Here is a 26351-nt window from a genome sequence, read left to right as displayed (position 1 = left end):
GAATATATTTATTATCAAAATGAAGCATCTTCAAGATACCTTACAATTAGTAAAAGAGCAGAAGACTTTAGAGGAAAAACTGAAATTTCTGAATGATTCTGTTTCAGATAAAATATTTTTTTCAACAAGTTTTGGATTCGAAGATCAGGTAATTGCACACGCGATTATGAGTCAGAATCTTTCCAATATCGAAATCTTTACTTTAGATACTGGCAGAGTTTTTCCAGAAACATATTCGACTTGGAATAAAACGGAATTGAAATATCAATCAAAAATTAAAACGTATTATCCACCAACTGATGAATTAGAACAATTTATTTCTGAAAATGGAATTAATCCTTTTTATGATTCTGTTGATTTACGAAAAAAATGTTGTTATATCCGTAAAGTAATTCCATTAAATAGAGCTTTAAAAGAAGCTTCTGTTTGGATTACAGGTTTACGTGCCGATCAATCGAATAATCGTCATTCCATGCATGAAATTGAATTTGATGAAGATCGCCAACTTTTTAAGTTTAATCCATTAATTGATTTCACAACAGAAGATTGCTTCAATTACTTAAAAGAAAATCGTGTGCCTTATAATCCGTTACACGATCAAGGTTTTATCAGCATTGGTTGTGCACCTTGTACAAGAGCAATTAAAGAAGGAGAAGATTTTCGTGCTGGCCGTTGGTGGTGGGAAGATGAGAATAAAAAAGAATGCGGTTTACACGCAAAATAATTTACAGAGATTATGTTAAATCAAAATAACTATTTAAAACAATTAGAAAACGAAGCTATTTATTTTTTCAGAGAAACAGCAGCTCAGTTTGAACGACCAGCTTTGCTATTTTCTGGAGGTAAAGATTCTATCGTTTTAGTTCATTTAGCTTTAAAAGCTTTTCGTCCAGGAAAATTTCCATTTCCATTAGTTCATGTGAATACAGGGCATAATTTTCCGGAAGCGATTCAATTTCGTGATTATTTAGCCGATAAAATTGGAGAAAAATTAATTGTTGCTTCTGTAGAAGATGCCATTAAGAAATATAATTTAAAAGAAACTGGAGGTCGTTTTCCTTCTCGTAATGCCTTACAAACTTATGCATTGCTTGATGTGATTGAAGAAAATGAATTTGATGCGTGTATAGGTGGTGCTCGTCGTGATGAAGAAAAAGCCAGAGCCAAAGAACGTATTTTTTCTGTTCGTGATGATTTTGGTCAATGGGATCCAAAACTTCAACGTCCTGAATTGTGGAATATCTTAAATGGTCGTATTGATCAAGGGCATAATGTGCGTGTTTTTCCTTTAAGTAATTGGACTGAGCTTGATGTTTGGAATTACATTAAACAAGAAAATATTGAATTGCCTAATTTATATTTTGCGCATGAACGTGAATGTATTCAGTATAATAATCGTTTAGTTGCTACATCAGAATTTATTCAGCCTCAAGAAGGTGAAGCTTTCGGAATTGAAACGGTTCGTTATCGTACAGTTGGAGATATGACATGTACAGCAGCTGTTCCTTCAACTGCATCTACAATTGATGATATTATTGAAGAAATTATTGCAACTCGTGTTTCAGAACGTGGTCAAACGCGTTTAGATGATCAAGTTTCGGAAGCCGCTATGGAAGATCGTAAAAAGCAAGGGTATTTTTAAGGTTAGATTTTAGATGATAGATATTAGTAATTAGATTTTTAAACTGGACAACTTGATTCTGTTCAAGAGTTTTAATTTCTACTTCTAAATCAAAAATAATCACTCAATACTCATTACTCAAATCTCAAAACTCATCCAATGGATACATTAAAATTTATAACAGCCGGAAATGTAGATGATGGTAAAAGTACCTTAATTGGTCGTTTACTTTATGATTCACATTCTATACATACAGATCAATTAGGTGTTTTACAAAAACAATCTAAGAACATTTCAAAAAATAGTGACATTGATTTAGCTTTAGTAACCGATGGACTTCGTGCCGAACGTGAACAAGGAATTACAATTGATGTAGCTTACAAATATTTTGCAACTGATAAGCGTAAGTTTATTATTGCAGATGCTCCAGGTCATGAGCAATATACGCGTAATATGGTTACAGGAGTTTCTAATTCTGATTTAATCATTATTCTTATTGATGCTCGAAATGGAGTTACTACACAAACGAAACGTCATGCAAGTATTGGATCTTTGATGGGCCTTAAAAAAGCGATTGTAGCCATTAATAAAATGGATATTGAAGAGTATTCGGAAGAAGTTTATCAAAAAATTAAAACTGATTTTGAAGCACTTTTACCACAACTTCATTATGATGAAGTTCATTATGTTCCAATTTCTGCTTTAGTTGGTGATAATATTGTTTCTAATTCTGAAAATACACCTTGGTATACAGGAGCTTCAATTCTAAATCTTCTAGAAACAATTACTATTGATACGCAAGAAAATTTACCTTCTCGTTTTCAAGTTCAATATGTGATTCGTCCACAAGAAGATCATTTACACGATTATCGTGGTTATGCAGGTCTTGTCCTAAGCGGTAAATATAAAGTTGGTGATGAAATTACAATTCTACCTGCAAATATTCCTTCAAAAATTGTTCGTCTTGAACGTGATTTAACAGATGTTCAAGAAGTTGTTGCAGAAGATAATGTTGTGATTCATCTTGAAAATGATGTTGATATTTCTCGCGGTGATAGTTTTATACTTGCTAATGATGATGTTCAACAAAATAATAAATTCGAAACTTGGATTTGTTGGCTAGATAATCAAAACCTTCAATTAGGAAAACCTTATTTACTACAACATCGTTTTAAATCTGTTCGAGTTAAAATTAAAGCAATTTCTCAGCGTTGGGATGTTAATCATTGGACTTTTGAAGATACAGATCAAGTTGGTTTAAATGATATTGCTCAAATTCAAATTCAATCAAATCAGACTTTAGTTTATGATGCTTTTTTAGATAACAATAAAACAGGAAATGCCATTTTGGTTGATGAAACTTCACATAATACAGTTGGAGCTTTAATGATTCTTTAAACCTATAAGCTTATGAATGATTATAATCTGAATGATATTCCAAATGAAACAAAGTCTGCAATTATTGATGAATATCTGAAACGAAAAAAAGCTAATCCAACGCATAAATATAAACGCTTTGCAACTTGGACAAGTACGATTTTTCTATCAGTTTTCTTTGGTTATGCTTTGGCTACGTATTATTCTTATAATGAATTAAGTTCTTTTGTGAATCAAATTCCAAATGAGTTTTACATTATGCTAGCGGTTGGATTTTTTGCTCAATTGGTTGATGGTGCGCTTGGTTTAGGTTATGGAATTACATGTGCTTCGGCTATGATGTCATTTGGAATTAAACTTCCTGCAATTTCGGGAAGTATTCATACGGCTGAAATGTTTTCGAGCGCTGTCAGTGGTTTTTCGCATTATAAATTCGGTAATGTCAACAAAAAAATGCTAATTTGGTTAGCGATTCCAGGTGTTGTAGGTTCAGTTTTAGGTTCATTGTTTGTGATTTATATTGGCGAAGAATATGAATATTTTGCTTATCCATTTGTTGCTTTGTATTTAATTACAATTGCGTTGAGGTTATTGGCTTTGGCTTTTAAAAACAAGGTTGTTCGCAAACAAGTTAAACGATTAGGGTTTTTAGGATTTTCAGGTGGATTTTTTGATGCTTTCGGTGGAGGCGGTTGGGGACCGATTGTTACTTCAACTTTATTGACAAAAGGCCGTCCATCAAAATATGTAATCGGAACAGTTTCTATGGCTGAGTTTTTTGTAACATTTGCCGCAACAATGACATTCTTTACGAGTTTAGGCGTTGATTATTGGTATATTGTTTTAGGTTTAATTATTGGTGGAATGATTGCTGCACCTTTTGCCGCAAAACTTGCCGGAAAATTACCTCAAAAAGTCGCTTATATTTTAGTAGCAACTTTAGTTATCATTGCAAGTGTTAGAATCATTATTAAGATGATTTAATTCAAAATAAATAATAATAAAAAAACCTCATTAATCTTAGATTGATGAGGTTTTTGTTTGAAATATATATTCTTCGACAAATTAAGAAAAATAAGTTATCTTATTAAGTTAATTTTTGGCTTAAACACGTTTCAGGATCACATAATTCATAATGTGAGAAACTGAAACAAGTTCAGCTTGACAACCTATCTTATTAAGTTAAACGTCATTCTGAATTAATTTCAGGATCGCATTTTATTGTTTTATTAGTTTAAAACTTAGTGCCATACAATACACAAGCCGGACATAATTCTTTTGATTTTAAACTCTTTAAACCAAAAACTGGATTCATTTCAAAATATTCAATTTTACCGATTAAAAGTAAAAATCGGTTAGGAGGGAGGTTAGGAATTTCCCAAACAGTTAGATCTAATTTTTGATTTTGTAATAACGTAAATTCGCGTTGATTATATATAATTGCATTAGGATTTTCTTCTAAGTCAGGATCAATTGAACATAATACTAAACTCAATTTCAGATGATCAAAAGTGATGTCTTTTACTTTTTGTTGAAATGACTTTGCATACATTTCAGGAATTGAAATAGTTAACTTATTTGTGTCTTCATTTATCGGAAGATAATATGGCATATGATCTTCCCATTTCGAATTGATATTGAAATTTAAACCAATAAACTGTTTAGGATTACCATCAATTAATTTTCGATGATTCGCATCTTTTGTATAATTATGAATCAACAATTCGTAAAGGACTTTACGGTGTCGATTGTGTAAATTACCATCATTTACTAAACCTATTTGCTCAATAAAAAAGTTACGAATAACAGATTCTTTTGAACTCGCGTAGCCAAATTCAGTATTGTTCTTTTTTACTTTTTCAGATGTTTTTTTTTCATCAGAAACACGTTGTACAATCTGTTTCCCTCTATAATTTCTGTAAACAAAATCTCCAATCTTACCTCTAATTAATCCATCCTTATCTATACGTGCCATATCAAGTGTTAATTTGTTCATCTAAAATAAGTTAAAATCATTATAAATCAAATAGTTTATAGTTAAATATTTTATACTAATAGGTGGAGCATAGTGGAGCATTATGAGTGAATAGTGAGTAGATTATGTTTAATTAATATAGCTAATCTACTGATATTGTGTTTGTATGAATTTGTTTTGTTTTTTAATATTGTTTTTATGATTGGGAAGTCTTAAATTTGATTGATTACAATATTTAAATGCTATGAGTTCAATTCATAATTATTACATCACATCTCAATTATTTCAGTTAATTGAGGAGAGAGTTGCTTCTATTGAAGTAGAGAAAAAATACCGTCCAATCGCATCTATGTTTGTTCGTTTATTTGATGATATCGATTTTAATATATCAAATGAATTAGTAGCTGAAGCTTTAGAAAAATTAATCTTCTTTATCCATAAAGATGATGTTACATCAACTGTTGAATTTTCTGAAATTGAAGAGTTTTTTACTAATGAAGAGGATGAATTATATGTTTTGATTAAAGGGCAAACATATCAAGTTGTAGAGCCTGCAGAAATTGATGAAGAAGAAGATTATGAAGACGAAGAAGGAATCGAATACGAAGAAAATTCTGAAATATCATTAGATGATGATGATTCTTATATTGTTGTAGATGGTAATGAAATCGTTGAAGAATACGAATTAAATGAAGAAATTACTATTGAAGATGAAGAATCTTATTTGGTTATAGATGGTGATGATGATGAAGAAATTGATGAAGATTACGATGGATTAGATTTTGTACCACGTCCGATTATTTTAGATAATGGACATGCAGAGTTAATTACGTTAGCTGCTACAACTGATTTAGATGAATTATTAGACGAATTAATTGACGATTTACCTGCTTTTAGAGAAGTTATAGAACAATTAGAAGTTATCCGTAAAGAAGTTAAAAAAGACGAGAAAGAGACTAAAAAGGATAAAAAGAAGTCGAAGAAAAATAAGAAAAAATCGAAAAAAGATAAAAAGTCTTCTAAAGACAAAAAGCAGAAAAAAGATTTAACTGCTAAAATTTCGAAAAAATTATACAAATACGTTATCGAGAAAGAATTAGAAGAACAATTATTAACTGAATTTGTTGAATTGAAAAAACAAATCGATTACATTGTTATTCAATACTAATAAAATTAAAGCTTAGAGAAATCTAAGCTTTTTTTGTGACTAAATTTTTGGAATATTGTTTGATTAATTCATTGTAAATAAATTACTATGAAAACATTATTGAATATTTTAGGATCAAATTCAAGAACAAAAGGAACAAAAGCTGGTATGTTAGCTGCTGCTGCAACTACAGGAATTACGGTTGCTCGTTTTCTTGGTAAAAGATCAATTTATGGTATTGTAGGAGGTGTATCTGTATCATTAGCTGCAGATTATATTAAGAAAAAATATGATAAAAAAGCTGAAACAAAAGAAAATGAACAAATGATAAATGATCTATCTAAATAAAATACATATAAAATAAAAAGGCGAACAATTGTTCGTTTTTTTATTTTATATGAATCAATACTTCGTATAACCTAAAGTAAATATGTAATTTTCATAATATATAATTCTAGTACGGTAATCATAAATAGAGCCGCTTGTTTCTCTTAATTGATTGAATTCATTATTAGAATTTTGTTTAATTGTATAATACGTATTTCTACTTGTATTTTTTCCAAAATTTGTAAAACAAATCAGCATATTTATTGCAAAAAAGATCCAAATTGTTAATTTACTTACAACTCTAACTTTTTTGAATTCAGCCTTATTAACTAGTCTTATGAATATTAAAAACCATACTATACTGACTAAAATTTTAGAACTTATTTCAATATTATTTGATTTAAATTCGATAATAGGATTTACTAAAAAATAAATTGAGAATAGTAAGAATGTAATAATAATTGGAGTTTTATTTTTCATTTTTTTTAATTATTAATTTACCACCAATTAAAGCCATCGGTATATATGCCACTAATAAATCTAAGATTGTAAACCATATAGGTGAAGGGACTAAAAATACCATAAAAATTCCACCAATTAAGAAAATAAATCCTACGATTAAAGCAAGTTGTAATTTATATGATGTTGCAATTAATGCAGCAAAAAAGGCTCCAATTAATGTTCCTAAAGCATGTGCTAAAAATGGAAAAATAAAATGTTTTGGTTCAAATAATGGTAATGCTTGCCTTAAACCAGCTTCAGTAGTAACATCAATTCCTGCGGGAGGAGGAATGATAGTTCCACTAATCTGAATTAAACCTCCATTTACAACACTTCCTATTATTAATCCTAGTAAAACAGCAAGTACGTTAATGATTATGTTTTTCATTTGTGTTAAATTAATATTTAAACATAGATTTAAAATCAATTCCATATATAAAATTTTAGACTTTATTGGCTTATTTTATAATGTTTGAATGATAAATTGTAGGATATAATGTAATTTTGGACTCGATTTCGAAAAAGAAATTAAATAGAAGTTTAAGCAATGATTATAGAGACAGAAGAAGAGTTAATTGGAATGAAAGCAGTAAGTGAAGCTGTAGCGATTACTCTTAAAGAAATGAAAGATTATGTTAAACCAGGAATGTCTACGTTAGAATTAGATCAATTCGGAGCTACAATTTTAGCCAAGTTTGGAGCTAAATCTGCACCTTACGAAACGTATCAATTTCCAGGTTATACTTGCTTAAGTGTAAATGAAGAAATTTGTCATGGAATTCCAAAAGCGGATAAAATTATTTTGGAAGGTGATGTTATCAATATTGATGTATCTGCCGAATTAAATGGTTTTTGGGCTGATAATGGTGGTTCTATAGTTGTTGGTGATGATATTAATGGTTACCAAAAAATTGTTGATGCATCTATTTCTGCATTGCAAAAGGCAATTGGAGCTGTAAAATCTGGAGTGAAAATTGCTGATATTGGTGGAATTATAGAAAAAGAAGCGAAAAAACATCGTTTTCATGTAATTGAAAATTTAACTGGACATGGAGTTGGTCGTTCTTTACACGAAGAACCATTGGATTTATTAAATTTCCGTGATCCTGATGATAAACGTCGTTTACGTAAAAACTCAGTAATTGCTTTAGAAACTTTTATTTCTGAAAATTCTTACGAAGCAATTGAACAAGCTGATGGTTGGACAATGATAGGGAATGAACCTGGTGTTTTTGCACAGCATGAACATACTGTTTTAGTAACCTCGGAAGGACCAATGATCTTAACTCTAATGAACGGAAACTGGTAAAATATTATATGAAGAAAAATACATACGAACAAATCGACCGTGAAATCGTAAAAATGATGAGTGCTGATATCCAAGCTTATTTAGTAGAAAATAACTTAGAGCGTGTAAAAACAAAGGATATGATGCCATTTCTAATTGAAAAAGGTTATTTTCCGCACGATCGTAAAAAAGGTTATCCTTTACGTCAGATTTTAACTGACTTAAAAAAGACAGAAGAATTAGATTTAATCCCACAGGCAACACCAGAATATTTAGAAGTTGAAAATAAAAAGACTTCGACTTATTGGTACTTTAGCCCGGTAAAATAATAAAGAGCATCTACTAAAAGTAGATGCTTTTTTGTTTAATATCAAATTGTTATGTGTTTTATTTTGGAATATTTATTGAAGTTGAATAAATAGTCTAAAATTATTTTTTAAAATATTTTATTTCTTAACCTATATCAAGACACTGTAGAAATTTCCATTCTACATTTGCCTTGTTCAATTAATCAAATGAAACAACATACAATGAAAAAATTATTATTATCTGCAATGTTTATTGCTATATCAGCGACTGCATTTGCTCAAAATTATACAAACGATAAATATCATTCTCAATTAAATTTCTCAGTTCCTCATATGACTATTTCTGATGTAGCGGGAGAATTTAAAAATTTTGATGTTCATTTAAATTTCACTAAAGCAGATTTATCAGATGCCAAATTCCATGTTGTTGCCGATGTTGCATCAATTAACACAGGAATTGAAGCTCGTGATAATCACTTAAAATCAGCAGATTTTTTTAATGTAGCTAAAAACGGAAAATTAGAATTTACTTCTAAATCAATTGCTAAAGTTAAAGGAAATCAATACAAATTAGTTGGTGATTTATCCTTAAATGGTGTAACAAAACCTGTTGTACTAACACTAGTTTATAATGGAAGTGTAGATAATCAAGGAATTAAAACTTACGGATTTACAGTTAAAGGGAAAATTAAAAGAAGTGATTTTAATGTAGGAACTTCAATTCCTGAAGCTGTTGTTGGTGATGTTGTTACTTTAACTTCAAACTTAGAGTTTGCTACACCAAAAGCTAAATAATTTAATCAACATAAATATATTTAATCATGGCAAAATGGAATTTAGATGCTTCTCATTCAGAAGTACAATTTAAAGTAAAACATATGGTTATCTCTACTGTTACAGGCAGCTTTGACCAATTTACAGCAACTGCTGAATCAAATGCAGATGATTTTACTGATGCTAAATTTACTTTTTCAGCAGATGTCACTTCAATTAATACAAAAAATGCTGATCGTGATGGTCATTTAAAATCTGATGATTTCTTTTCAGCTGATCAATATCCTCAAATTAGATTTGAATCTAATACTGGAATAGTAGATGGTAAGATTTCTGGTGAAATTGAAATCAAAGGATCAAAACAACCTATTGTTTTATCTGCAGATTTTGGTGGAGAAATTGTTGATCCATGGGGAATGACTAGAGTTGGTTTTGAGTTTGAAGGAGAAATTAATCGTAAAGATTTCGGATTATCTTGGACTGCAACTACTGAAGCTGGTGGATTAGTAGTTTCTGATAAAGTAAAATTATTAGTAAACTTAGAATTCGTAAAGGCATAATTTTTTAATTATCCATATTCTTTAATATTTTAGGCGTAACTCTTGAGTTACGCCTTTCTTTATGAAGTTTTTCTTGGTCAAAATCTAATATTCAATATATTTGCTCAAACTATTTTAAAATATGAAAAATCGATTTTTATTGTTAAGTTTTTTATGTGCTAATTTTGTTTTGGCTCAGGAAGAAACTATACCACATGTTGAAGATCAAACTATAAAATTATTAGATCTATATCGTTTAGAGATTAATCAACTTAAAAATGATAAAGAATCTTTGCAACAAACTATAAAGTTGCATGAGGAATTATTAAATTCTTTACAGAAAAATAATAATTATAATAATAGTACAAAGTGGACAACAATAAAAAATAATATTACAAATGGAGTAGAAAGTTACCGTCATTTAAATGATAAAATCCAGATATTAAAAACAGTTTCTAAAACTGCATCATACGTTAATTATACCAATTCTTTAAGTGGTATAACTGATAATCCACTTGGTTTTTCTTTTAAGGATAAAATAGAAAGTTCTTATAAATCTAATTTTACAGATAAAAAGAAACAACCTAAGTTTACAAAAATTATTGAAGCAATTACAACAAGTCCATTAGTGCAATTAGTCCCGATTGCTTCGCAAGCTTCTACGGTTACAAATTCTGTCTTAAATATTTTATATACAAATGAGGCTTCAGCTAAAGAAAGTGAATTAGCTAATATTCAGAAATTTGAGAAAGAGATTAGTAAATATCTAAAATATTTCAATGAAATGTCTGCTCAAAATCAAGAATTAAGCGTTAATAACGCAACTTATGTAAAAGGATTGGAAAGTATCCAACAAGATATGGTAAAAGATGTTGTGATTATTCGTGAAAATCTTGGTTTAAAAGTTAGAGAACGAAACGAAAAAACAGAGAATTTAGATGCATATCTAAATTATTTATTAGAAGATTTAAATCCAGATTTTGTCGCGAAGTATTTATTAAACTTATCCGCAAAACATAAAAATATTGAGGTGTTATTACAATCTGAGCCTTCAGTTTTTACAATAAACAATAATTTTGAAAATCTAGATGAATATGCAACTCGTTTTAAAAGTACATATGATTTTTATATATCATTCAATAAATCTTATGTAGGTAATTTAACGAAGATTGTAAATGAAGCAAAAGCGAATAATATTATCGAAGCAAAAGACAATAAATCGGTAGATAAGATTCATCAAGACGTAATTGATCAATTAAGTAAAGTAAGTAACGAAAATTTACAATCTTTAGAAAACACAATCAGAATTAATCAATTAGAAAATAGTGTGAATAAAATTAATTACATTAAGTTTTTATAATTTCATTTATAGATAATAAAAAAGGGATTTCAAATTACTTGAAATCCCTTTTTTATGATTATTTTTTAATTATTTATCCCAAAAATCTGCGTTTTTAATACCAGCTTCTTTTGCATTAAATGTAGGGTTTAAAATACCTTGTTTCTTTTTCGAACGATAATCTTTCCAAACTTTAATTGCTACTCCACCAAGTAATAAAATAGCAATAATATTAACCCAAGCCATTAATCCAACGCCTATATCTCCTAAAGCCCAAGCTGTTTCAGCTGTTTTCACGGTTCCATAATATACAGCTAATAAAAATACAATTCTTAAAATCCAAATAACAACTTTAGTGTTACCGTTTTTAAAGATGTATGTAATATTTGTTTCTGCATAATAATAGTAAGCCATAATAGTTGTAAAGGCAAAGAAGAATAATGCAAATGCAACAAATCCGTTTCCTATAGCAGGAAAGTGATGAGATACTGCGGCTTGTGTAAATCCTGTATAATCTACACCTGGTACATTTTGTACGATAAATTCTCCGGCTTCGTTTTGAACATTATATTGACCTGTAAATAATATCATAAATGCTGTAGCTGTACAAACGAATAAAGTATCGATATAAACAGAGAATGCTTGTACTAATCCTTGTTGTGCAGGGTGAGATACTTCTGAAGCAGCAGCAGCGTGTGGTGCAGTACCTTGTCCGGCTTCGTTTGAATAAATTCCACGTTTAATTCCCCAAGCAATTGCCATTCCGAATACTCCACTGTAAAGTGATTCCATATTGAAAGCCGACGCTAAGATTAATTTTAATACTGATGGAATCTGAGTAATATTCATTCCAATAATCACTAAAGCCATTAAAATGTAAGCTCCAGCCATAAAAGGAACGATATATTCAGAAGCTTGTCCTAAACGTTTTACACCTCCAAAGATGATTAAAGCTAATAAAGCAATAATTATTAAACCGATATAATTGATTGGAATACCACCAAAATCATTTGTAGTTATCTGGAATGCATTATTCATAGATGATGCAATACTATTACTCTGTACACCTGGTAATAAAAATCCACAACTAATAATAGTTACAACAGCAAATAACACAGCATACCATTTTACTCCTAAACCTTTTTCGATGTAATAGGCTGGTCCACCACGGTATTCACCATCAATTTCTTGTTTATATACTTGCCCTAATGTCGCTTCAACAAATGCAGAAGCAGAACCCATAAGTGCAATAAACCACATCCAGAATACAGCTCCAGGTCCTCCCATTGCAATAGCTGTGGCAACACCAACAATGTTTCCTGTACCTACACGTCCAGATATAGCTAACGAAAATGCCTGAAATGGTGTAATACCTTTTTCAGTTTTTTCTCCGCTAAATAATAAGCGAACCATTTCTTTGATGTTTGTGAATTGTAAGAAACCGAGTCTTACAGAGAAGTAAACGCCTGTAATACCACATAATGCAATAAGTGCGGTAGACCAAACGTAACTATTAATCGATTGAATAATCGCGTCCATGTGTTTGTTTTATTTTGTGATGCTAATTTGTAGAAAATTTAGCAATTATTTCACATGGAATGTTAACTATTTTTAACAAAATAAAAAAAAGCATACATGATTGTATGCTTTTTTGATAATTATATAAATTTTTTATTTAATTATGATATAATTTTAAGTTTAGCGAAATTTAATAATAATTTCTTTTCTCCAGCTGTATCAAAATGGATAATTGCTTTCATATCAGATGGTTCCCCTTGTAAATCTTTAACTTCGCCACGCCCAAAACGATCATGTAATACAATTTGACCAATCTGTAAGCCCAAATGATTTGCTGCACCAGCTCCTGCAGATTTTGTTTGATCAACAGGTTTAAAATTCGCTTTTGGTGGAGCAGGAGTAGCTCTTCTCATATTTGGATTTTGTCTTGCTGCAGATTTATCTCTAGATTCTGATGAATATCTTGCTGGAGCAGAGTAACTATCATCTCCAAAAATGTCAGCTGATAATCCACTGTTATTTGAATTTCTTTGTGATGGAATATGTAAGTTTTTCCAATCTAAGAATTCATCATCAACTTCTTCCAAGAATCTTGAAGGTTCGCAATCAATAATTTTTCCCCAACGGAATCTTGAAACTGAATATGTAAAATAAGCTACTTTTTCGGCACGAGTTAAAGCAACATAAAATAAACGACGTTCTTCTTCTAATTCAGCACGAGTATTTACAGCCATCATTGATGGAAATAAATTTTCTTCTAAACCAGGAATAAAAACCACTGGGAATTCTAAACCTTTTGCTAAGTGAACTGTCATTAAATTGACTTGATTGTCATCATCATCCGCATTATCTGCATCAGTTGCTAAGGCTATGTTTTCTAAGAATCCACTTAAAGAAGCATCTCCATCTTCTAATTGTTTTTGCTCGTCAACATAACCTTGTATTGAGTTTAATAACTCTTGAACGTTTTCTAAACGAGAAATTCCTTCCGGAGTTGAATCTTCTTTTAAAGCTCTTAGTAATCCAGTTGTTTTTGCCATTTCCATAGTTACCTCGTACACATCATGTGTTTTCAGCATTACTTGGAAACGTTTGATTAATAAACCAAAATCGTTTAATTTATTAGAAGTACCTGCATTGATTCCGATTGTAGGAGCATACATAGCAATATTTTCAACTAAATTAAATAAAGTTAAGTTATGTTGGTCTGCAGCTACTAATAATTTAGAAATTGTTGTTTGACCAATTCCTCTTGCAGGATAATTTATAGTACGTAATAAAGCTTCTTCATCGTTCTGATTGATTAATAATCGCATATAACCAACCATATCTTTAATCTCTTTACGTTGGTAAAAAGAAGTTCCACCAAAAACACGGTATTTAATTCCACGTTTACGTAAAGCTTCTTCTAACGCACGAGATTGAGCATTTGTTCTATAAAGAATTGCAAAATCTTTTGGCTGTAAATGCTCACTAATTTGTCTTTCCCAAATCTGTGAAGCAATATAACGCGCTTCATCAGCATCAGATAATGCACGATAAACAGCAATTTTTTCACCTTCTTCGTTAGATGTCCAAACGTTTTTCTCTAATTGATCTTGATTGTGCGCAATAATTGTATTTGCAGCTTTAACAATAACTTGAGAAGAACGATAATTTTGTTCTAAAGGATATAATTTTGCATCTGGATAATCTTGTTTAAAAGATAAGATGTTTCGAATATTTGCACCACGGAAAGCATAGATAGATTGCGCATCATCACCAACCACACAAAGATTCTCGAATCGTGATGCTAAAGCTTTTACTATTAAATATTGTGAATGATTCGTATCTTGGTACTCATCAACCATAATATATTTAAAACGATCTTGATATTTAGATAAAACATCAGGAAAACGTGTTAAAATTTCATTTGTTCTTAATAATAAATCATCAAAATCCATTGCTCCAGATTTGAAACAACGGTCTACGTAAGCACGATAAATATCGCCCATACGAGGTTTCATTGCTTCAGCATCAGCTTCAATTAAAGTTTGATTGTTATGATAAGCACGAACTGTGATTAAATTATTTTTATATTGAGATATACGACCCAAAACTTGTTTTGGCTTGTAAATATCTTTGTCTAAATTCATTTCAGTAATAATTTTAGACATTACTGAAACAGCATCTTGTTGATCGTAGATGGTAAAATCTGAAGGATATCCTAAAAGTGGTGCTTCAACACGTAACATACGTGCAAAAACAGAGTGAAAAGTTCCCATCCATAAGTTTTTAGCTTCTGAATGTCCAACTACATTAGAGATACGTTCTTTCATTTCTTTTGCCGCCTTGTTTGTAAACGTTAGCGATAAGATGTTGAAAGAATCTACACCTTTATTTAGTAAATGCGCGATACGGTACGTAAGTACACGCGTTTTTCCAGAACCTGCACCTGCAATTACCATTACTGGACCTTCTGTTGCTTCAACCGCCTTTCTTTGCGGCTCATTTAATAAGTCTAAATAATTTTCCATCGTTGGCAAATTTAAGTTATCATGTTTAAAAGATGAAATATATTTAGATAAACTTCATTGATATTTAAATATCAAAATTCCTTATGGAAACATAGAAGAAACGTTGTGTATAATTGAAAAACGGATATTTTATATTCGTTTTTAATTCCTATATTTACCCCAAATTTTTTATATGACAGACGAATCAGTAAAATTAAGCAATTACGAAACGGTAAAACAAGTATTTACAAAGTTCTTAGAAGATAATGGACACCGTAAGACGCCAGAACGTTATGCTATTTTAGAAGAAATATATTTTACAGATGACCATTTTGATATTGATATGTTGTATATCAAAATGAAAAATAAAAAATACCGTGTAAGTCGTGCTACATTATATAATACAATCGAATTATTAATGGAAGCTAAACTTGTGCGTAAGCATCAATTTGGAGATCAACAAGCTCATTACGAGAAATCATATTTCGATAAAAATCACGATCACATTATTTTAACTGATACAGGAGAAGTGTTAGAGTTTTGTGATCCACGTATTCAAACAATCAAGAAAACGATTGAAGAAATTTTTGATATCGAAATCGAAAATCACTCGTTATATTTTTACGGGAAAAAGAAATCTAAATAATTTCTATTAATGAAATATAGTTTTTCGCTCTTATTACTATTACTTTCTTTAACGACTTTTGCGCAAGTTAAACCTCAAAAGCCTCGTTTAAATTTAAAGAATTTCGATGTCGCCGAACGTAATCCAACGGATTACGAAGGAAATCAATTAATTCACGGTAATGTAGTTTTAGAGCATAATGGAGATATGCTTTATTGTGATAGTGCAGTTTATTATCACGATAAAAATAAAGCTGTCGTTTGGTCAAACGTTCGTTTAGTTAGCAAGGATAAAAATATCACGGCTAAAAAAATGGAATATGACGCGAATACTACAATTGCAAAAGCTTGGGATAATGTACAATTCAGAGATGCAACATCTTCTGTAGATGCTGATTTTATGGAGTATAATCGTACTTCTGAAATTGCGCATGCATTAGGAAATGTTGTGGTTCGTAGCCCTGGAAATAATATTGATACAAACGAAATTTTCTATAATCGTAAATCAGAAACTGTAACTGTACCCGGTAATTATAAAACCATTGATAAAGATGGAACGATAATAGAGGGGAAGGATGCAGTTTATAATGTAAAAGATAATGGAGCAGTTTTTAATTCGGAAGTTTATATTACGTCAAAGGATTATTTAATCTATTCTCGTAAGATGACAACGAATGAAAAAACAGGTTTAACTACATTTAGAGATTATTCGAAAGTAACATCACGTAAAGATCCTACACAATTTGTTATTACAAGTAATGGAGATTTTAATAAAATTACGCGTGAAGTTTGGTTAAGAGATAATTCTGAAATTCATTACCAAGGAAAAACTTTAAAAGCGAAGGATATTTATGCGAATGATAAAACCGGTTATGGTAAAGCAACTGGTAATGTTACGTTAGATGATCCAGAGCAAAAAATGTTTATTAAAGGTGAATTTGCAGAGGCTTTCCGTTCAGGAATTGATTCGGTTTATTTTACAAAAGATGCTTATTTTGTAAAAGCTTTCGAAGAAGATTCGTTATACGTTCATGCAGATACATTAATGGCTGTACGTCGTCACGACAAAGATTCAACAGAAATTGTAAGAGCTTTTCACAATGCTCGTTTTTATAAATCTAATGTTAATGGAAAAACAGATTCATTAGTTTATAAAAGAACGGAAGGTGAGTTAGAATTTCATAAAGATCCTTTATTTTTCTCTGGAGAAAATCAACTTTCAGGTAAATTTATTAAAGGTTATTTAAATCCTAAAACAGAGAAATTTGATTCGGTTAATATCTTAGAAAATGCTTTTGCTATATCTAAAGTTGATTCTTTAAAAGATAACGAATTTAATCAAGTTAAAGGAAAAGATATGACTGTATATTTTTATAACGACGAAATTGATTTTATGCGTGTTATAGGAAATGCAGTTGCTTTAAGTTATATGGATGATACGGATAAGAAAACAAAGTTGAAAGAACGTATGGGAATTGACGTAACTTATTGTGGAATTATTGAGGTAGATGTTGTAGGGAAAGAAATTGAAACAATAGCTTGTAGCGTTAAAGCAAACGGAAAAACTTATCCAGAATCTAAATTTCCTGAAGAACTAAGATATTTACCAGATTTTAAATGGCGTTTTGCTGAAAGTTTAAAATCTTGGAAAGATATTTTTATTACTAAACCTTAATATATTTCTATCTTTGGATAGATTACACACTATAAAAACACATGAAAAAATATACCTTACTACTGGTTTCATCTTTATTATTAAGTAGTTGTTATTCGTACAAAGTATACGAACCTGAAACTGCTGAACAGCAAGCTGAACAAAATAATAATTCATCTATGTCTGTTCGCGAAAGTTTTGTTAGAACAGCACGTGAAGCTAAATCATCTGCAAATATAAATCAAGATGTAGAAAGTACTCAAAGTAAGGATATTTCTTCGAGAAATGATAATACAAAAAATTCAGAAACAACACCAACTGGAGATGTTTCTGTAAAATCAATCATAAAAGAAAAAGGATATTACCAAGTAGATGTTTTTGATAAAACATATAAAATGGAAGCTGTTAAATGGCAGGGAGATACAATTGTAGCTCATGTTAAAGGCAAACCAAAGAAAGAATTAAAATTTCACGAAAAGGATATTCAAAATTTAAAAGTAAGACAATTCTCTAAAGGACGTTCAGATGCACTAACTGTTGCTGCTTACGCCTCAGTAGGAGTTGGGGTATTTTTATTATTAAAATAATGGAAAATTTAAAAGACGGTTTTTTTAAATACCAAGCACAAACTACAAATTTTGCTTCAGGTTTTGAAGTAGATTATGCTAAAGGTTCTTACATATACGGAAAAGATGGCAAAGCTTATTTAGATTTCGTTGCCGGAGTTTCTGTAAATACGTTAGGACATAGTCATCCTCGAATCAATCAAGCGATCATAGATCAAGTTAATAAATACATGCACGTTGCAGTATATGGAGAATATGCACAAGAAAAGCCAGTAGCTTTATGTAAGAAATTGGTTGCTATGACTCCAGATGGACTTGATCAGGTTTACTTAGTAAATTCTGGAACTGAGGCGATTGAAGCTTCACTTAAATTAGCAAAAAGAGCAACAGGTCGACAAGAAATTATATCGTTCAGAAATGCTTATCATGGAAATACACATGGTTCGTTAAGTGTTTCGGGTGACGAAAGAAAGAAAGCCGCTTTTAGACCGTTGTTACCAGAAGTATATTTTATCGACTTTAATAACGAAGAAGATTTACAACGAATCACAACTAAAACGGCTGGTGTAATTGTAGAAACAATTCGTGGTGCATCTGGATTTAGAGTTCCAGTAAATAATTATTTGAAAAAATTAAAAACACGTTGCGAAGAAGTCGGAGCGAAGTTAATTTTTGATGAAATTCAGCCAGGTTTTGGTCGTACAGGAAGGTTATTTGCTTTTGAACACTATGGTGTTACACCTGATATTTTAGCAATGGGGAAAGGTATGGCAAGTGGTTTACCAGTTGGTGCGTTTATGGCTTCGAACGAAGTGATGAATACATTAAAAGAGAATCCACATTTAGGACATATCACAACTTTTGGAGGAAATCCTGTAATTGCGGCAGCAGCTTTAGCGTTGTTAGAAGAATTAGAGGAAACTAATTTAATGCAGGATATTGATCGTAAAGAAGCTTTATTTCGCGAGCATTTACAACATCCAAAAATTAAAACAATTCATGGTCGTGGATTAATGTTAGCGCCAGAATTATCATCGCCAGAATATACATTAAAAGTTCAGGCTGAATGTATGAAACGAGGATTAATCTTATTCTTTTTGATGTATAGTATAGAGAATTTAAGAATTACTCCACCAATCAATATTTCAGACGAAGACATTATTAAAGGATGTAATATTCTAAAAGAAGTATTAAACGATTTAGAAGAATAATTCAAATCAATATGAAAGAAAAGCGAACTCATTTTGAGTTCGCTTTTTTATTTTAATCTCTTGGAATCGAATCTAATGGAACACCAATAAATAATTCTTTTTCGTCAATTTCCTTTTTATATTCTTTGTTAATTCTCGATTTAAATAAATCGTCTAAATATTTTTGACTATAATCTTTCAAAATTGTTTGCACTAAGAAATAATTTGGGTTAAATAAATATTGCTTGTTATTAGTGTTTAATAATGTAGTTTCAATAAATTCATTGATTTTATAACCCGGAATATTTAAGTCAATTTTAAAGTAGTTATCTCCGTAATAAGCTCTAATTTCAGAGATTTTGTATGCTTTATTTTCATAATCAATTAAAGCTTTACGTTTTCTAAGATCACCAGAAAAAACATCATAAATACGTCCAACATCCATTCCAGTTAATCGAATATCACCATTAAATAAACCAGTTTTTAAAGCTGCTGTATCTTTCATCGGTTTGATATCAGGATTAACATTTAATAATCGATAAATACGTGTTACATCATCTTCTTTTTTACCAACTGTAACATCTTTTTCAAGAATTCCAGTTAATTTTTTAGTAATTAAAGCTTCACTTAAATTAATTGTTTTAATGGCTAAGTGCACTACAATTTGATCTTTGTTATATAAAACCGGACGTAAAATTATATTTCTATTTTCATACCAATCTGAACGAAAAATAATTGTGTCATTTGGCTGAACTTGCATAAAAAATGTTCCTGCAAAATTACTTTTCGTAGTATGGTTTGTTCTTTTGTTTGTAACATAAACTCCTTCTGCAACTTCTTCAGAATTATCAATGATGATATTTCCTTGTATCCATTTTTGTTGCGCATCGACAAATTGTGGTATGAAATAAAATATCATACATAGTAGCGATAATAAAATTGTTTTTCTTCTTGTAGACATTTGTCTTCTATCTGCTTTAATTGGATAGCTAATATAAGTGAAACAATAGATAAGGCGGAAATGTTAACGCATTTTTGTAGTTATTTTATAAAATAATTAAGACTTAGTATCTTTAAGTAATCTTTTATATTGAGTACTGTACTTAAATAGTGTTTCTTGAATCATTTCTCGTGGCGAATTATTCAGCATTTTAGTTAAGTCTTGTTTTGAATTTACCCAAAGAATAAATTCTTTGATCTTATAATCCGGTATATTTAATTTTTCTGTGTAAAATTCTTTAGGAAAAAGATTTTCAACTTTCTCCAAAGATTTTATTTTGGATTCTATTTCTCTCATCTTTCTTTCCTCTTTGTTTTTCCCAGAAAAATGTCCGTATAAACGACCAACATTTAAAATATCAGTAGCTTTAAATTTTGATACATCTTTTGTAGATTCAAGAAAACGCACATTTGGATCTAATCCTAAATTAGAATATAAAGTATTGATACTTGCTTGATCGTCGTAAATATTTTGATTTAGATATTTGTTTAGATTATTGACGCGAACTTCGTTTAACCTAATTAAATCTGGTTTAATATAGATGATAAAATTTGGTTTTAAAGCTTGATTTCTAATTTTAACTGTTCTTTTAATAATGTAAGGAGAAGTTAAAATTATTTCGTCTCCAACATTAGCTTCAATAACAAATTGACCATCAGTAGAAGTTTTATATTTCTAATTTGTTTTATTATTTAAGATTGTGATATTTCCTAAATAATCGTCGTTAAAATAGGCATCATAAAACTGAACTTTACCTGTTATTGTTTGTGAAAATACGATGCTGGATAGTGAAATAAAAATAGTGAATAGAAATTTTTTAATAGTCTTTTGGTTGATTATAAAGTATTTACACTCTAATATTGAACCAAAAACTATATTGTGATAAATTTTAAGATTGATTTAACTCTTTTAAATACATTTCTGCAACAGGCTCAAGTTCTAAACCAATCAATTCAAATTGTCGATTCATTACTCTTGATTTGATATTTATCTTTTTATCTGCGTATTGTAAAAATTCGTGTACTTTATAATCCGGAATTTTTAAATCATTGATAAAGAATTCATCAGGAAAGTAATTAATTACTTCATTTAAAATATTCTGATTACGTTCAAATAACTGAATCTTGCGTTGTTTTTTGTAATGTCCATTTACGTGGCCAATTAAACGAACAGGATTCATAATATCAGTTGCTCTAAATTTTGAGATATCTTTTTTAGGTTCCAAATCTCTTAATCGTTGATCTAAACCAATCTGATTATAAATTTCACCTTTAATATCTCTTCTATAATGTAAATTATTACGTAAATTTTTGTCTAAACCACCAATTAAAGCTTCACTTAATTCTATTGTCTCTACGTCTAAGTGAGCTTGTAAAACTCCTTTATCATATAGATTCTGGGAAATTACAATTTTACGTGGAACCAAATAACTAGAACTAAACTGAATTGTGTCGCCAACCATGACTGGAATAGAATAATATCCATCTGCGTTTGTTACAGTTTTAGCAAAAGAGCGTAAGTTATCGATTCGCACATTAGATGGCGAAGTATATTCGTCTACTTGATCAATAATCACAGCTCCAGTGATCAATTTTGATTGGGCAAAGCTGAAGTTGAATAAGATTAAAAGAATTAAGGAAACGATTTTTCTCATTTAAGTACCTTTTGTTTCATTTTTGACCAACGATAGTTTCGGATGAATTTTTCTTGTTCAGCCGTAACCATTTTTGGTTGTTTTTTTCGCCATGCTTGTAAATAGCCTTGGATGTAATATCTAATGTACGATAATTTTTTCTTGCGTAGTGCTAATTTAGTAGCGGCAATAAGAGTTATCCAAAATCCATACCCTAATGCATAATATGCAGTTCCTTGTTTGTATAAAGCACTTTTAGAATAAACAGCACCAGTTGGTTTTAGATGTTTAATATGTAAAGAATCGTCCGTTTTTATATCCCAATTATAAAAATGACACAGCAATTCATCTACCGTATCCCAACCCATATGCGGTCGTAAACCTTCAATTTGATTGTAGGTCTCTTTTCTATATGCTTTAAAAGCTCCACGAATATGGTCTTTATCTGTTAGATTTTCTAAAATCCAATCTCCATTTTTCTCGATGTATGCAAAACCGCCAACCATTCCATATTTCGGATTGGCATTAAAATGTTTCAATATAGTTTCAAAGTAATTTGTAGGAATATCTAAATCAGCATCCAATTTTACAATAAAATCATAGTCTTTTTTAATAATTTCATATCCTGCTAAAAAAGCTTGTATTACTTTACTTCCTGGTTGATGCTCGCCTTTAGAAATTCGATTAAATAATGTAATCCATTCATATTTATTCGCATACTCTTCGATGATAATTTGTGTATTATCGGTAGAATTGTCGTTAACTATAACAACTTGATATGGTGTAATAGTTTGATTAACCAAACTATCTAACGTTATTTTGATAAATTCCTCTTCGTTATGAGCTGGAATTACAATTGAATATTTATTTAAATTCGAAATCTTTGATTCGTTCTGCGTAAACGGCATAATATCTTGGTGTAATTTTCTTAACAATGGACGAATTACAATTTTATTCGTTGGATGTGTCCATTTGTGGCGATGAATAATTTTCCATCCGGCTTTTTCCAATAACATATCAAATTGCCAATCCTCAAATTCGTGATAATGCAAATCTCTCGGATCATTTTTATTTCGATAAGCAGGAGCAAACCATAAACGCATTGGGATAGAAGCTAATAATTTTTCGCCAGGTAAGTTTCTTAAAACTTCCATTGGATTAACTAAATGTTCTAAAATCTCTAATGCAGTGACAAAGGTAACATCATTATTCTTTAAATTATTATAATGATAATCTAAATCTTCGCTAGAAGTGTTTGTAATTGTATATTTTTAGCAAACTTATTTAATAATAGAAGCGTTTCATTATAACGTTTTTCAGGTTATATTTTATACATGGTAGGTTAATTTTTTTATGATAAATGTAATTTAAATATCATTTCGTATGATATTTATTTCCTACTTTTTTGAAATTTTTCAGAATTTTCATTGGCTGAATTTAATAAATGCTATTTTGGAGTGAAATAATTAAAAAATTGAATATCAATAGATAAATAAAGAAAATTCGTAAATTTATTATGCATGAATAACGACAATTAGAAAATGTTAAGGTTTGTTTGAATATTTCTTATACATTTGGATTGAAAAAATAAATACTATGTCATACGGATTACTTAAAGGTAAGAAAGGAATCATCTTTGGTGCATTAGATCAAAATTCAATCGCGTGGAAAGCGGCTGAACAATGTCACGAAGAAGGAGCAGAGTTCATTTTAACAAATGCTCCTGTAGCTTTAAGAATGGGTGAATTAAACGCATTAGCAGAAAAAACAGGATCTGAAGTTGTAGGAGCAGACGCTACTTCAATGGAAGATTTAAACAAATTATTTGATATTGCTATCGCTAAATTCGGAAAGATTGATTTTATTTTACATTCAATCGGAATGAGTGTAAACGTAAGAAAAGGAAAACATTATACAGATTTAAACTACGATTGGTTAACTAAAGGATGGGATATTTCTTCAGTTTCTTTCCACCGTGTTATGAAATGTGCTTGGGATAAAGATGCAATGAATCAAGGAGGTTCTATTTTAGCATTAACTTACATTGCAGCTCAACGTACTTTCCCAGATTACAACGATATGGCTGATAACAAAGCTTATTTAGAGTCTATTGCTCGTTCATTCGGATATTTCTGGGGGAAAGAAAGAGGAGTTCGTGTAAACACAATTTCTCAATCTCCAACACCTACAACTGCAGGTAACGGTGTTAAAGGTTTCTCTGGTTTCATGGGATTTGCTGATAAAATGTCTCCACTAGGAAACGCAACAGCTTTAGATTGTGCAAACTATATTGTAGCTATGTTCTCTGATTTAACAGCGAAAGTTACCTTACAAAACTTATTCCACGACGGAGGTTACAGTAACACTGGAGTTTCTCAGGAAGTTATTGAAGCTATGGACGCAAATAACAAAGAAGACTAATTATCTTTTTATCAAATACAAAAAAATGAAGAGCCGGATTTATCCGGCTTTTTTTATGGTTAAAAGTTAGAAAAAAGACTTTTTTACTTCTTATTTTTGTAAAAACTATAGTATGTTAATTATCGATTCTCCTTCACACGATGCATATTTCAATATTGCATTAGAAGAATATCTTTTATATAAATATCCAACAGAGGATATCTTTTTATTGTATATCAATGCTCCATCAATTATTGTTGGAAAATTTCAGAACACTTTAGCTGAAATTAATTTAGATTATGTTAAAGATAAAAACATAAAAGTAGTTCGACGTATGTCGGGTGGTGGAACTGTTTATCACGATCTAGGGAATTTAAATTTTTCGTTTCATACACTTTTAGGAACATATGATTTTATGGATTTCTCACAATTTACAGAGCCTGTTATTCATCTTTTGAACGAATTAAATGTGCCTGCGAAATTAGAAGGTCGTAATGATTTATTGGTTGATGGGAAGAAATTTAGTGGAAATGCAAAATTAGCACGAAACGGTAAAATGATTCAACACGGAACGATATTATTCAATTCTGAAATGTCTGTTTTAGGTGATGCATTAAAAGTTAATCCATTAAAATTTGTAGATAAAGCGGTAAAGTCTAATCGTGCACGTGTTACTAATTTGATTGATTTTTTACCTGATGATATGATAACTGATGATTTGAAAGAATTACTAATCGAAGAAATGTTGGAAACAAATGAAGGTGCAACAATCTATCAATTATCGGATGAAGATATCAAAGGAGTTAATCAATTAATAGAGGAGAAGTATAATACTTGGGATTGGAATTTTGGTTTTTCGCCTAAATACAATTTCAAAAATGCGAAGAAAGTTCCAGCCGGATTTATTGAAGTTCATTTAGATGTTGAAAGAGGTGGACAAATTGAAAAAGCTAAAATATTTGGAGACTTTTTTGCCTCAAAACCAATTGAAGAATTTGAAAACTTATTAATTAATAAAAACCATGATATCAATACTTTAAATAAATTGTTTGAAAGTATAGATTTAACTGAATATTTTGGAAAAGTTACGAAAGAAGAGATTATTGAGTTGTTTAAATAACCTAAAAATAAAATTATAAATTCAAAAGTCTGAGTAATAACTTGGACTTTTTTTTGTTTTAAACTTATGGGGAAATTAGTTTCAATTTATTTACAAATTAATCAGATAGATGAAGGTTTAGATGGAGCGCCAGGTTTGTTTCTAATGATACTTTTTACCTTTTTAGTATTGTTAGTTTTTCTAATACTAATTTGTGCTTTAGTTATAATTTTGGTTGGATTATTATTGGGACTAATTTCTTTAGGTATTTTATCAACTTCAATTTTAGTTGGATTAAAAAATAAATCTATTAATTCAGGTTTTAGAATATTTTTTATTCTATCTAATTCTTTTATTTCAGGTTTATTTTTTACAGGATTATTTTGGATTTTGAACGGGTATTATAATTGGTATGAATCGAATTTAATTTATGTTTTTGTTGGGATTTTAAATGTAATAATTGGAGTAATAACTGGAAATTTTATGTATAAATTTTTTAAAAATATTTTAGATATAATTATCACTAAATTAAAATTTTCACCTAATCATATTAGATAAAAAAGCCTGAGCATTTGCTATTGCGGGTGCTGTTCCAATAATACCAACTTCGCCAATTCCTTTAGCACCATTTGGATTAATATTAAAATCTGGTTTATTGATTAAAGCGACTTCAATTTTAGGACCATCTGCATTTACAGCAAAATGATAACCAGCTAAATCGTGGCCGATTAAAGATCCTAATTTGGTATCTACATTTTGTTCTTCCATCAAAGCCATTCCAATTCCACCAAAAGCAGCTCCAATAATTTGATTTTCGGCAGCTTTTTCATTAATAATTTTACCACCATCAACCACAGTAACCAATCAGATAAAAATCTATTTGTATTTGATATGTTAGCTTTCTGTAATATTGATAACAATATTTCGATGAAAGAAATCGCTTATGTCAGCAAGATTTTAAAAATATTAGAGTTAG

General features: G+C 30.0%; 27 protein-coding genes. 18 read left to right on the top strand and 9 right to left on the bottom strand.

Annotation, left to right across the window (positions count from 1 at the left end):
• The first annotated feature begins 19 nt into the window (after positions 1-19).
• From EAH69_RS09055 to EAH69_RS09040, 4 genes are all read left to right on the top strand, one after another.
• Positions 20-724 carry a phosphoadenylyl-sulfate reductase gene (locus tag EAH69_RS09055; RefSeq protein ID WP_121934876.1) on the top strand — a complete coding sequence of 235 codons (705 nt, stop codon included), beginning with the start codon at positions 20-22 and terminating at the stop codon, positions 722-724.
• Positions 725-736: 12 nt separating this feature from the next.
• Complete coding sequence (gene cysD, locus EAH69_RS09050) at positions 737-1642, top strand: sulfate adenylyltransferase subunit CysD (RefSeq protein WP_121934875.1); 906 nt, start codon at positions 737-739, stop codon at positions 1640-1642.
• A gap of 138 nt (positions 1643-1780) precedes the next feature.
• Positions 1781-3019 carry a sulfate adenylyltransferase subunit 1 gene (locus EAH69_RS09045; protein WP_121934874.1) on the top strand — a complete coding sequence of 413 codons (1239 nt, stop codon included), beginning with the start codon at positions 1781-1783 and terminating at the stop codon, positions 3017-3019.
• Between the two features lie 12 nt (positions 3020-3031).
• Positions 3032-3982: a sulfite exporter TauE/SafE family protein gene (locus EAH69_RS09040; protein WP_121934873.1), complete on the top strand. Its 951-nt coding sequence runs from the start codon at positions 3032-3034 to the stop codon at positions 3980-3982.
• Between the two features lie 250 nt (positions 3983-4232).
• Here the strand turns inward: EAH69_RS09040 and EAH69_RS09035 are convergent, their stop codons facing one another.
• Positions 4233-4994 (bottom strand): hypothetical protein, encoded by a 762-nt coding sequence (locus EAH69_RS09035; RefSeq protein ID WP_121934872.1) that lies wholly within the window; start codon positions 4992-4994, stop codon positions 4233-4235.
• 223 nt (positions 4995-5217) lie between these two features.
• Between EAH69_RS09035 and EAH69_RS09030 the strand changes: the two genes are divergently transcribed.
• Together EAH69_RS09030 and EAH69_RS09025 are read left to right on the top strand one after the other, a co-directional pair.
• Positions 5218-6141 carry a hypothetical protein gene (locus EAH69_RS09030; protein ID WP_121934871.1) on the top strand — a complete coding sequence of 308 codons (924 nt, stop codon included), beginning with the start codon at positions 5218-5220 and terminating at the stop codon, positions 6139-6141.
• Between the two features lie 87 nt (positions 6142-6228).
• Positions 6229-6468, top strand: coding sequence for a hypothetical protein (locus tag EAH69_RS09025; RefSeq protein WP_121934870.1), 240 nt, complete (start codon positions 6229-6231; stop codon positions 6466-6468).
• A gap of 448 nt (positions 6469-6916) precedes the next feature.
• On the opposite strand, the gene EAH69_RS09015 is transcribed toward EAH69_RS09025, so the two are convergent.
• Positions 6917-7336, bottom strand: coding sequence for a hypothetical protein (locus tag EAH69_RS09015; protein WP_121934909.1), 420 nt, complete (start codon positions 7334-7336; stop codon positions 6917-6919).
• A gap of 159 nt (positions 7337-7495) precedes the next feature.
• Between EAH69_RS09015 and map the strand changes: the two genes are divergently transcribed.
• The 5 genes from map (at position 7496) to EAH69_RS08990 (ending at position 11217) form a co-directional block, all read left to right on the top strand.
• Positions 7496-8257, top strand: coding sequence for a type I methionyl aminopeptidase (gene map / locus EAH69_RS09010; protein ID WP_121934868.1), 762 nt, complete (start codon positions 7496-7498; stop codon positions 8255-8257).
• Between the two features lie 8 nt (positions 8258-8265).
• The gene (locus EAH69_RS09005) at positions 8266-8565 is read left to right on the top strand and encodes a hypothetical protein (protein ID WP_121934867.1); all 300 of its coding nucleotides are present in this window, start codon (positions 8266-8268) and stop codon (positions 8563-8565) included.
• Between the two features lie 201 nt (positions 8566-8766).
• Positions 8767-9339 (top strand): YceI family protein, encoded by a 573-nt coding sequence (locus EAH69_RS09000; RefSeq protein WP_121934908.1) that lies wholly within the window; start codon positions 8767-8769, stop codon positions 9337-9339.
• Between the two features lie 23 nt (positions 9340-9362).
• Entirely contained in the window at positions 9363-9878 is a 516-nt protein-coding gene (locus EAH69_RS08995; RefSeq protein WP_121934866.1) for a YceI family protein, read from the top strand.
• Between the two features lie 121 nt (positions 9879-9999).
• Positions 10000-11217, top strand: coding sequence for a hypothetical protein (locus tag EAH69_RS08990; protein ID WP_121934865.1), 1218 nt, complete (start codon positions 10000-10002; stop codon positions 11215-11217).
• A 69-nt stretch (positions 11218-11286) separates the two neighbouring features.
• Here EAH69_RS08990 and EAH69_RS08985 read toward each other — a convergent pair whose 3' ends face one another.
• Both EAH69_RS08985 and EAH69_RS08980 read right to left on the bottom strand, forming a co-directional pair.
• A complete protein-coding gene (locus EAH69_RS08985) occupies positions 11287-12735 on the bottom strand; it encodes an alanine/glycine:cation symporter family protein (protein ID WP_121934864.1) in 1449 nt (482 codons plus the stop codon).
• 140 nt (positions 12736-12875) lie between these two features.
• A complete protein-coding gene (locus EAH69_RS08980) occupies positions 12876-15230 on the bottom strand; it encodes an ATP-dependent helicase (protein WP_121934863.1) in 2355 nt (784 codons plus the stop codon).
• Between the two features lie 172 nt (positions 15231-15402).
• Here EAH69_RS08980 and EAH69_RS08975 point away from each other — a divergent pair, with 172 nt between their 5' ends.
• From EAH69_RS08975 to EAH69_RS08960, 4 genes are read left to right on the top strand one after another with little or no spacing between them, the layout of a single operon-like run.
• Positions 15403-15855 (top strand): Fur family transcriptional regulator, encoded by a 453-nt coding sequence (locus tag EAH69_RS08975; RefSeq protein WP_121934862.1) that lies wholly within the window; start codon positions 15403-15405, stop codon positions 15853-15855.
• A gap of 9 nt (positions 15856-15864) precedes the next feature.
• A complete protein-coding gene (locus EAH69_RS08970) occupies positions 15865-17508 on the top strand; it encodes an OstA-like protein (protein ID WP_121934861.1) in 1644 nt (547 codons plus the stop codon).
• A gap of 41 nt (positions 17509-17549) precedes the next feature.
• A complete protein-coding gene (locus EAH69_RS08965) occupies positions 17550-18074 on the top strand; it encodes a hypothetical protein (RefSeq protein WP_121934860.1) in 525 nt (174 codons plus the stop codon).
• Positions 18074-19264: an aspartate aminotransferase family protein gene (locus EAH69_RS08960; RefSeq protein WP_121934859.1), complete on the top strand. Its 1191-nt coding sequence runs from the start codon at positions 18074-18076 to the stop codon at positions 19262-19264. The genes EAH69_RS08965 and EAH69_RS08960 overlap by 1 nt, the downstream gene beginning before the upstream one ends.
• Positions 19265-19316: 52 nt before the next feature.
• On the opposite strand, the gene EAH69_RS08955 is transcribed toward EAH69_RS08960, so the two are convergent.
• From EAH69_RS08955 to EAH69_RS08940, 4 genes are all read right to left on the bottom strand, one after another.
• Entirely contained in the window at positions 19317-20204 is an 888-nt protein-coding gene (locus EAH69_RS08955) for a hypothetical protein (RefSeq protein WP_230466761.1), read from the bottom strand.
• A gap of 96 nt (positions 20205-20300) precedes the next feature.
• Entirely contained in the window at positions 20301-20651 is a 351-nt protein-coding gene (locus EAH69_RS08950; RefSeq protein ID WP_121934858.1) for a hypothetical protein, read from the bottom strand.
• A 481-nt stretch (positions 20652-21132) separates the two neighbouring features.
• On the bottom strand, positions 21133-21897 hold the full coding sequence (locus EAH69_RS08945) for a hypothetical protein (protein WP_147439116.1): 765 nt from the start codon (positions 21895-21897) through the stop codon (positions 21133-21135).
• Positions 21894-23030 carry a glycosyltransferase gene (locus EAH69_RS08940; RefSeq protein WP_317124738.1) on the bottom strand — a complete coding sequence of 379 codons (1137 nt, stop codon included), beginning with the start codon at positions 23028-23030 and terminating at the stop codon, positions 21894-21896. The genes EAH69_RS08945 and EAH69_RS08940 overlap by 4 nt, the downstream gene beginning before the upstream one ends.
• Before the next feature lie 442 nt (positions 23031-23472).
• On the opposite strand from EAH69_RS08940, the gene EAH69_RS08935 reads away from it, so the two are divergent.
• The 3 genes from EAH69_RS08935 (at position 23473) to EAH69_RS08925 (ending at position 25933) form a co-directional block, all read left to right on the top strand.
• Positions 23473-24297, top strand: a complete 825-nt coding sequence (locus tag EAH69_RS08935; protein ID WP_121934856.1) for an enoyl-ACP reductase FabI — start codon at positions 23473-23475, stop codon at positions 24295-24297.
• Between the two features lie 112 nt (positions 24298-24409).
• Positions 24410-25396, top strand: coding sequence for a lipoate--protein ligase (locus tag EAH69_RS08930; protein WP_121934855.1), 987 nt, complete (start codon positions 24410-24412; stop codon positions 25394-25396).
• A gap of 66 nt (positions 25397-25462) precedes the next feature.
• A complete protein-coding gene (locus tag EAH69_RS08925) occupies positions 25463-25933 on the top strand; it encodes a hypothetical protein (protein WP_121934854.1) in 471 nt (156 codons plus the stop codon).
• On the opposite strand, the gene EAH69_RS08920 is transcribed toward EAH69_RS08925, so the two are convergent.
• Positions 25913-26230, bottom strand: coding sequence for a molybdopterin cofactor-binding domain-containing protein (locus tag EAH69_RS08920; RefSeq protein ID WP_230466763.1), 318 nt, complete (start codon positions 26228-26230; stop codon positions 25913-25915). The genes EAH69_RS08925 and EAH69_RS08920 overlap by 21 nt on opposite strands.
• Positions 26231-26351 lie beyond the last annotated feature (121 nt).

Origin of the sequence: Faecalibacter macacae (genome assembly GCF_003687725.1) — a bacterium.
GTDB classification, from domain to species: Bacteria; Bacteroidota; Bacteroidia; order Flavobacteriales; family Weeksellaceae; genus Empedobacter; species Empedobacter macacae.
Note: the sequence above shows the minus strand (reverse complement) of the source record. Positions and strands in the feature narration are given on the sequence as shown.

Coding starts and splice junctions, on each gene's coding strand:
- EAH69_RS09055 (WP_121934876.1), top strand. CDS start 20: ATGAAGCATCTTCAAGATACCTTACAATTAGTAAAAGAGCAGAAGACT.
- cysD (WP_121934875.1), top strand. CDS start 737: ATGTTAAATCAAAATAACTATTTAAAACAATTAGAAAACGAAGCTATT.
- EAH69_RS09045 (WP_121934874.1), top strand. CDS start 1,781: ATGGATACATTAAAATTTATAACAGCCGGAAATGTAGATGATGGTAAA.
- EAH69_RS09040 (WP_121934873.1), top strand. CDS start 3,032: ATGAATGATTATAATCTGAATGATATTCCAAATGAAACAAAGTCTGCA.
- EAH69_RS09035 (WP_121934872.1), bottom strand. CDS start 4,994: ATGAACAAATTAACACTTGATATGGCACGTATAGATAAGGATGGATTA.
- EAH69_RS09030 (WP_121934871.1), top strand. CDS start 5,218: ATGAGTTCAATTCATAATTATTACATCACATCTCAATTATTTCAGTTA.
- EAH69_RS09025 (WP_121934870.1), top strand. CDS start 6,229: ATGAAAACATTATTGAATATTTTAGGATCAAATTCAAGAACAAAAGGA.
- EAH69_RS09015 (WP_121934909.1), bottom strand. CDS start 7,336: ATGAAAAACATAATCATTAACGTACTTGCTGTTTTACTAGGATTAATA.
- map (WP_121934868.1), top strand. CDS start 7,496: ATGATTATAGAGACAGAAGAAGAGTTAATTGGAATGAAAGCAGTAAGT.
- EAH69_RS09005 (WP_121934867.1), top strand. CDS start 8,266: ATGAAGAAAAATACATACGAACAAATCGACCGTGAAATCGTAAAAATG.
- EAH69_RS09000 (WP_121934908.1), top strand. CDS start 8,767: ATGAAAAAATTATTATTATCTGCAATGTTTATTGCTATATCAGCGACT.
- EAH69_RS08990 (WP_121934865.1), top strand. CDS start 10,000: ATGAAAAATCGATTTTTATTGTTAAGTTTTTTATGTGCTAATTTTGTT.
- EAH69_RS08985 (WP_121934864.1), bottom strand. CDS start 12,735: ATGGACGCGATTATTCAATCGATTAATAGTTACGTTTGGTCTACCGCA.
- EAH69_RS08980 (WP_121934863.1), bottom strand. CDS start 15,230: ATGGAAAATTATTTAGACTTATTAAATGAGCCGCAAAGAAAGGCGGTT.
- EAH69_RS08975 (WP_121934862.1), top strand. CDS start 15,403: ATGACAGACGAATCAGTAAAATTAAGCAATTACGAAACGGTAAAACAA.
- EAH69_RS08970 (WP_121934861.1), top strand. CDS start 15,865: ATGAAATATAGTTTTTCGCTCTTATTACTATTACTTTCTTTAACGACT.
- EAH69_RS08965 (WP_121934860.1), top strand. CDS start 17,550: ATGAAAAAATATACCTTACTACTGGTTTCATCTTTATTATTAAGTAGT.
- EAH69_RS08960 (WP_121934859.1), top strand. CDS start 18,074: ATGGAAAATTTAAAAGACGGTTTTTTTAAATACCAAGCACAAACTACA.
- EAH69_RS08955 (WP_230466761.1), bottom strand. CDS start 20,204: ATGTCTACAAGAAGAAAAACAATTTTATTATCGCTACTATGTATGATA.
- EAH69_RS08945 (WP_147439116.1), bottom strand. CDS start 21,897: ATGAGAAAAATCGTTTCCTTAATTCTTTTAATCTTATTCAACTTCAGC.
- EAH69_RS08940 (WP_317124738.1), bottom strand. CDS start 23,030: ATGGAAGTTTTAAGAAACTTACCTGGCGAAAAATTATTAGCTTCTATC.
- EAH69_RS08935 (WP_121934856.1), top strand. CDS start 23,473: ATGTCATACGGATTACTTAAAGGTAAGAAAGGAATCATCTTTGGTGCA.
- EAH69_RS08930 (WP_121934855.1), top strand. CDS start 24,410: ATGTTAATTATCGATTCTCCTTCACACGATGCATATTTCAATATTGCA.
- EAH69_RS08925 (WP_121934854.1), top strand. CDS start 25,463: ATGGGGAAATTAGTTTCAATTTATTTACAAATTAATCAGATAGATGAA.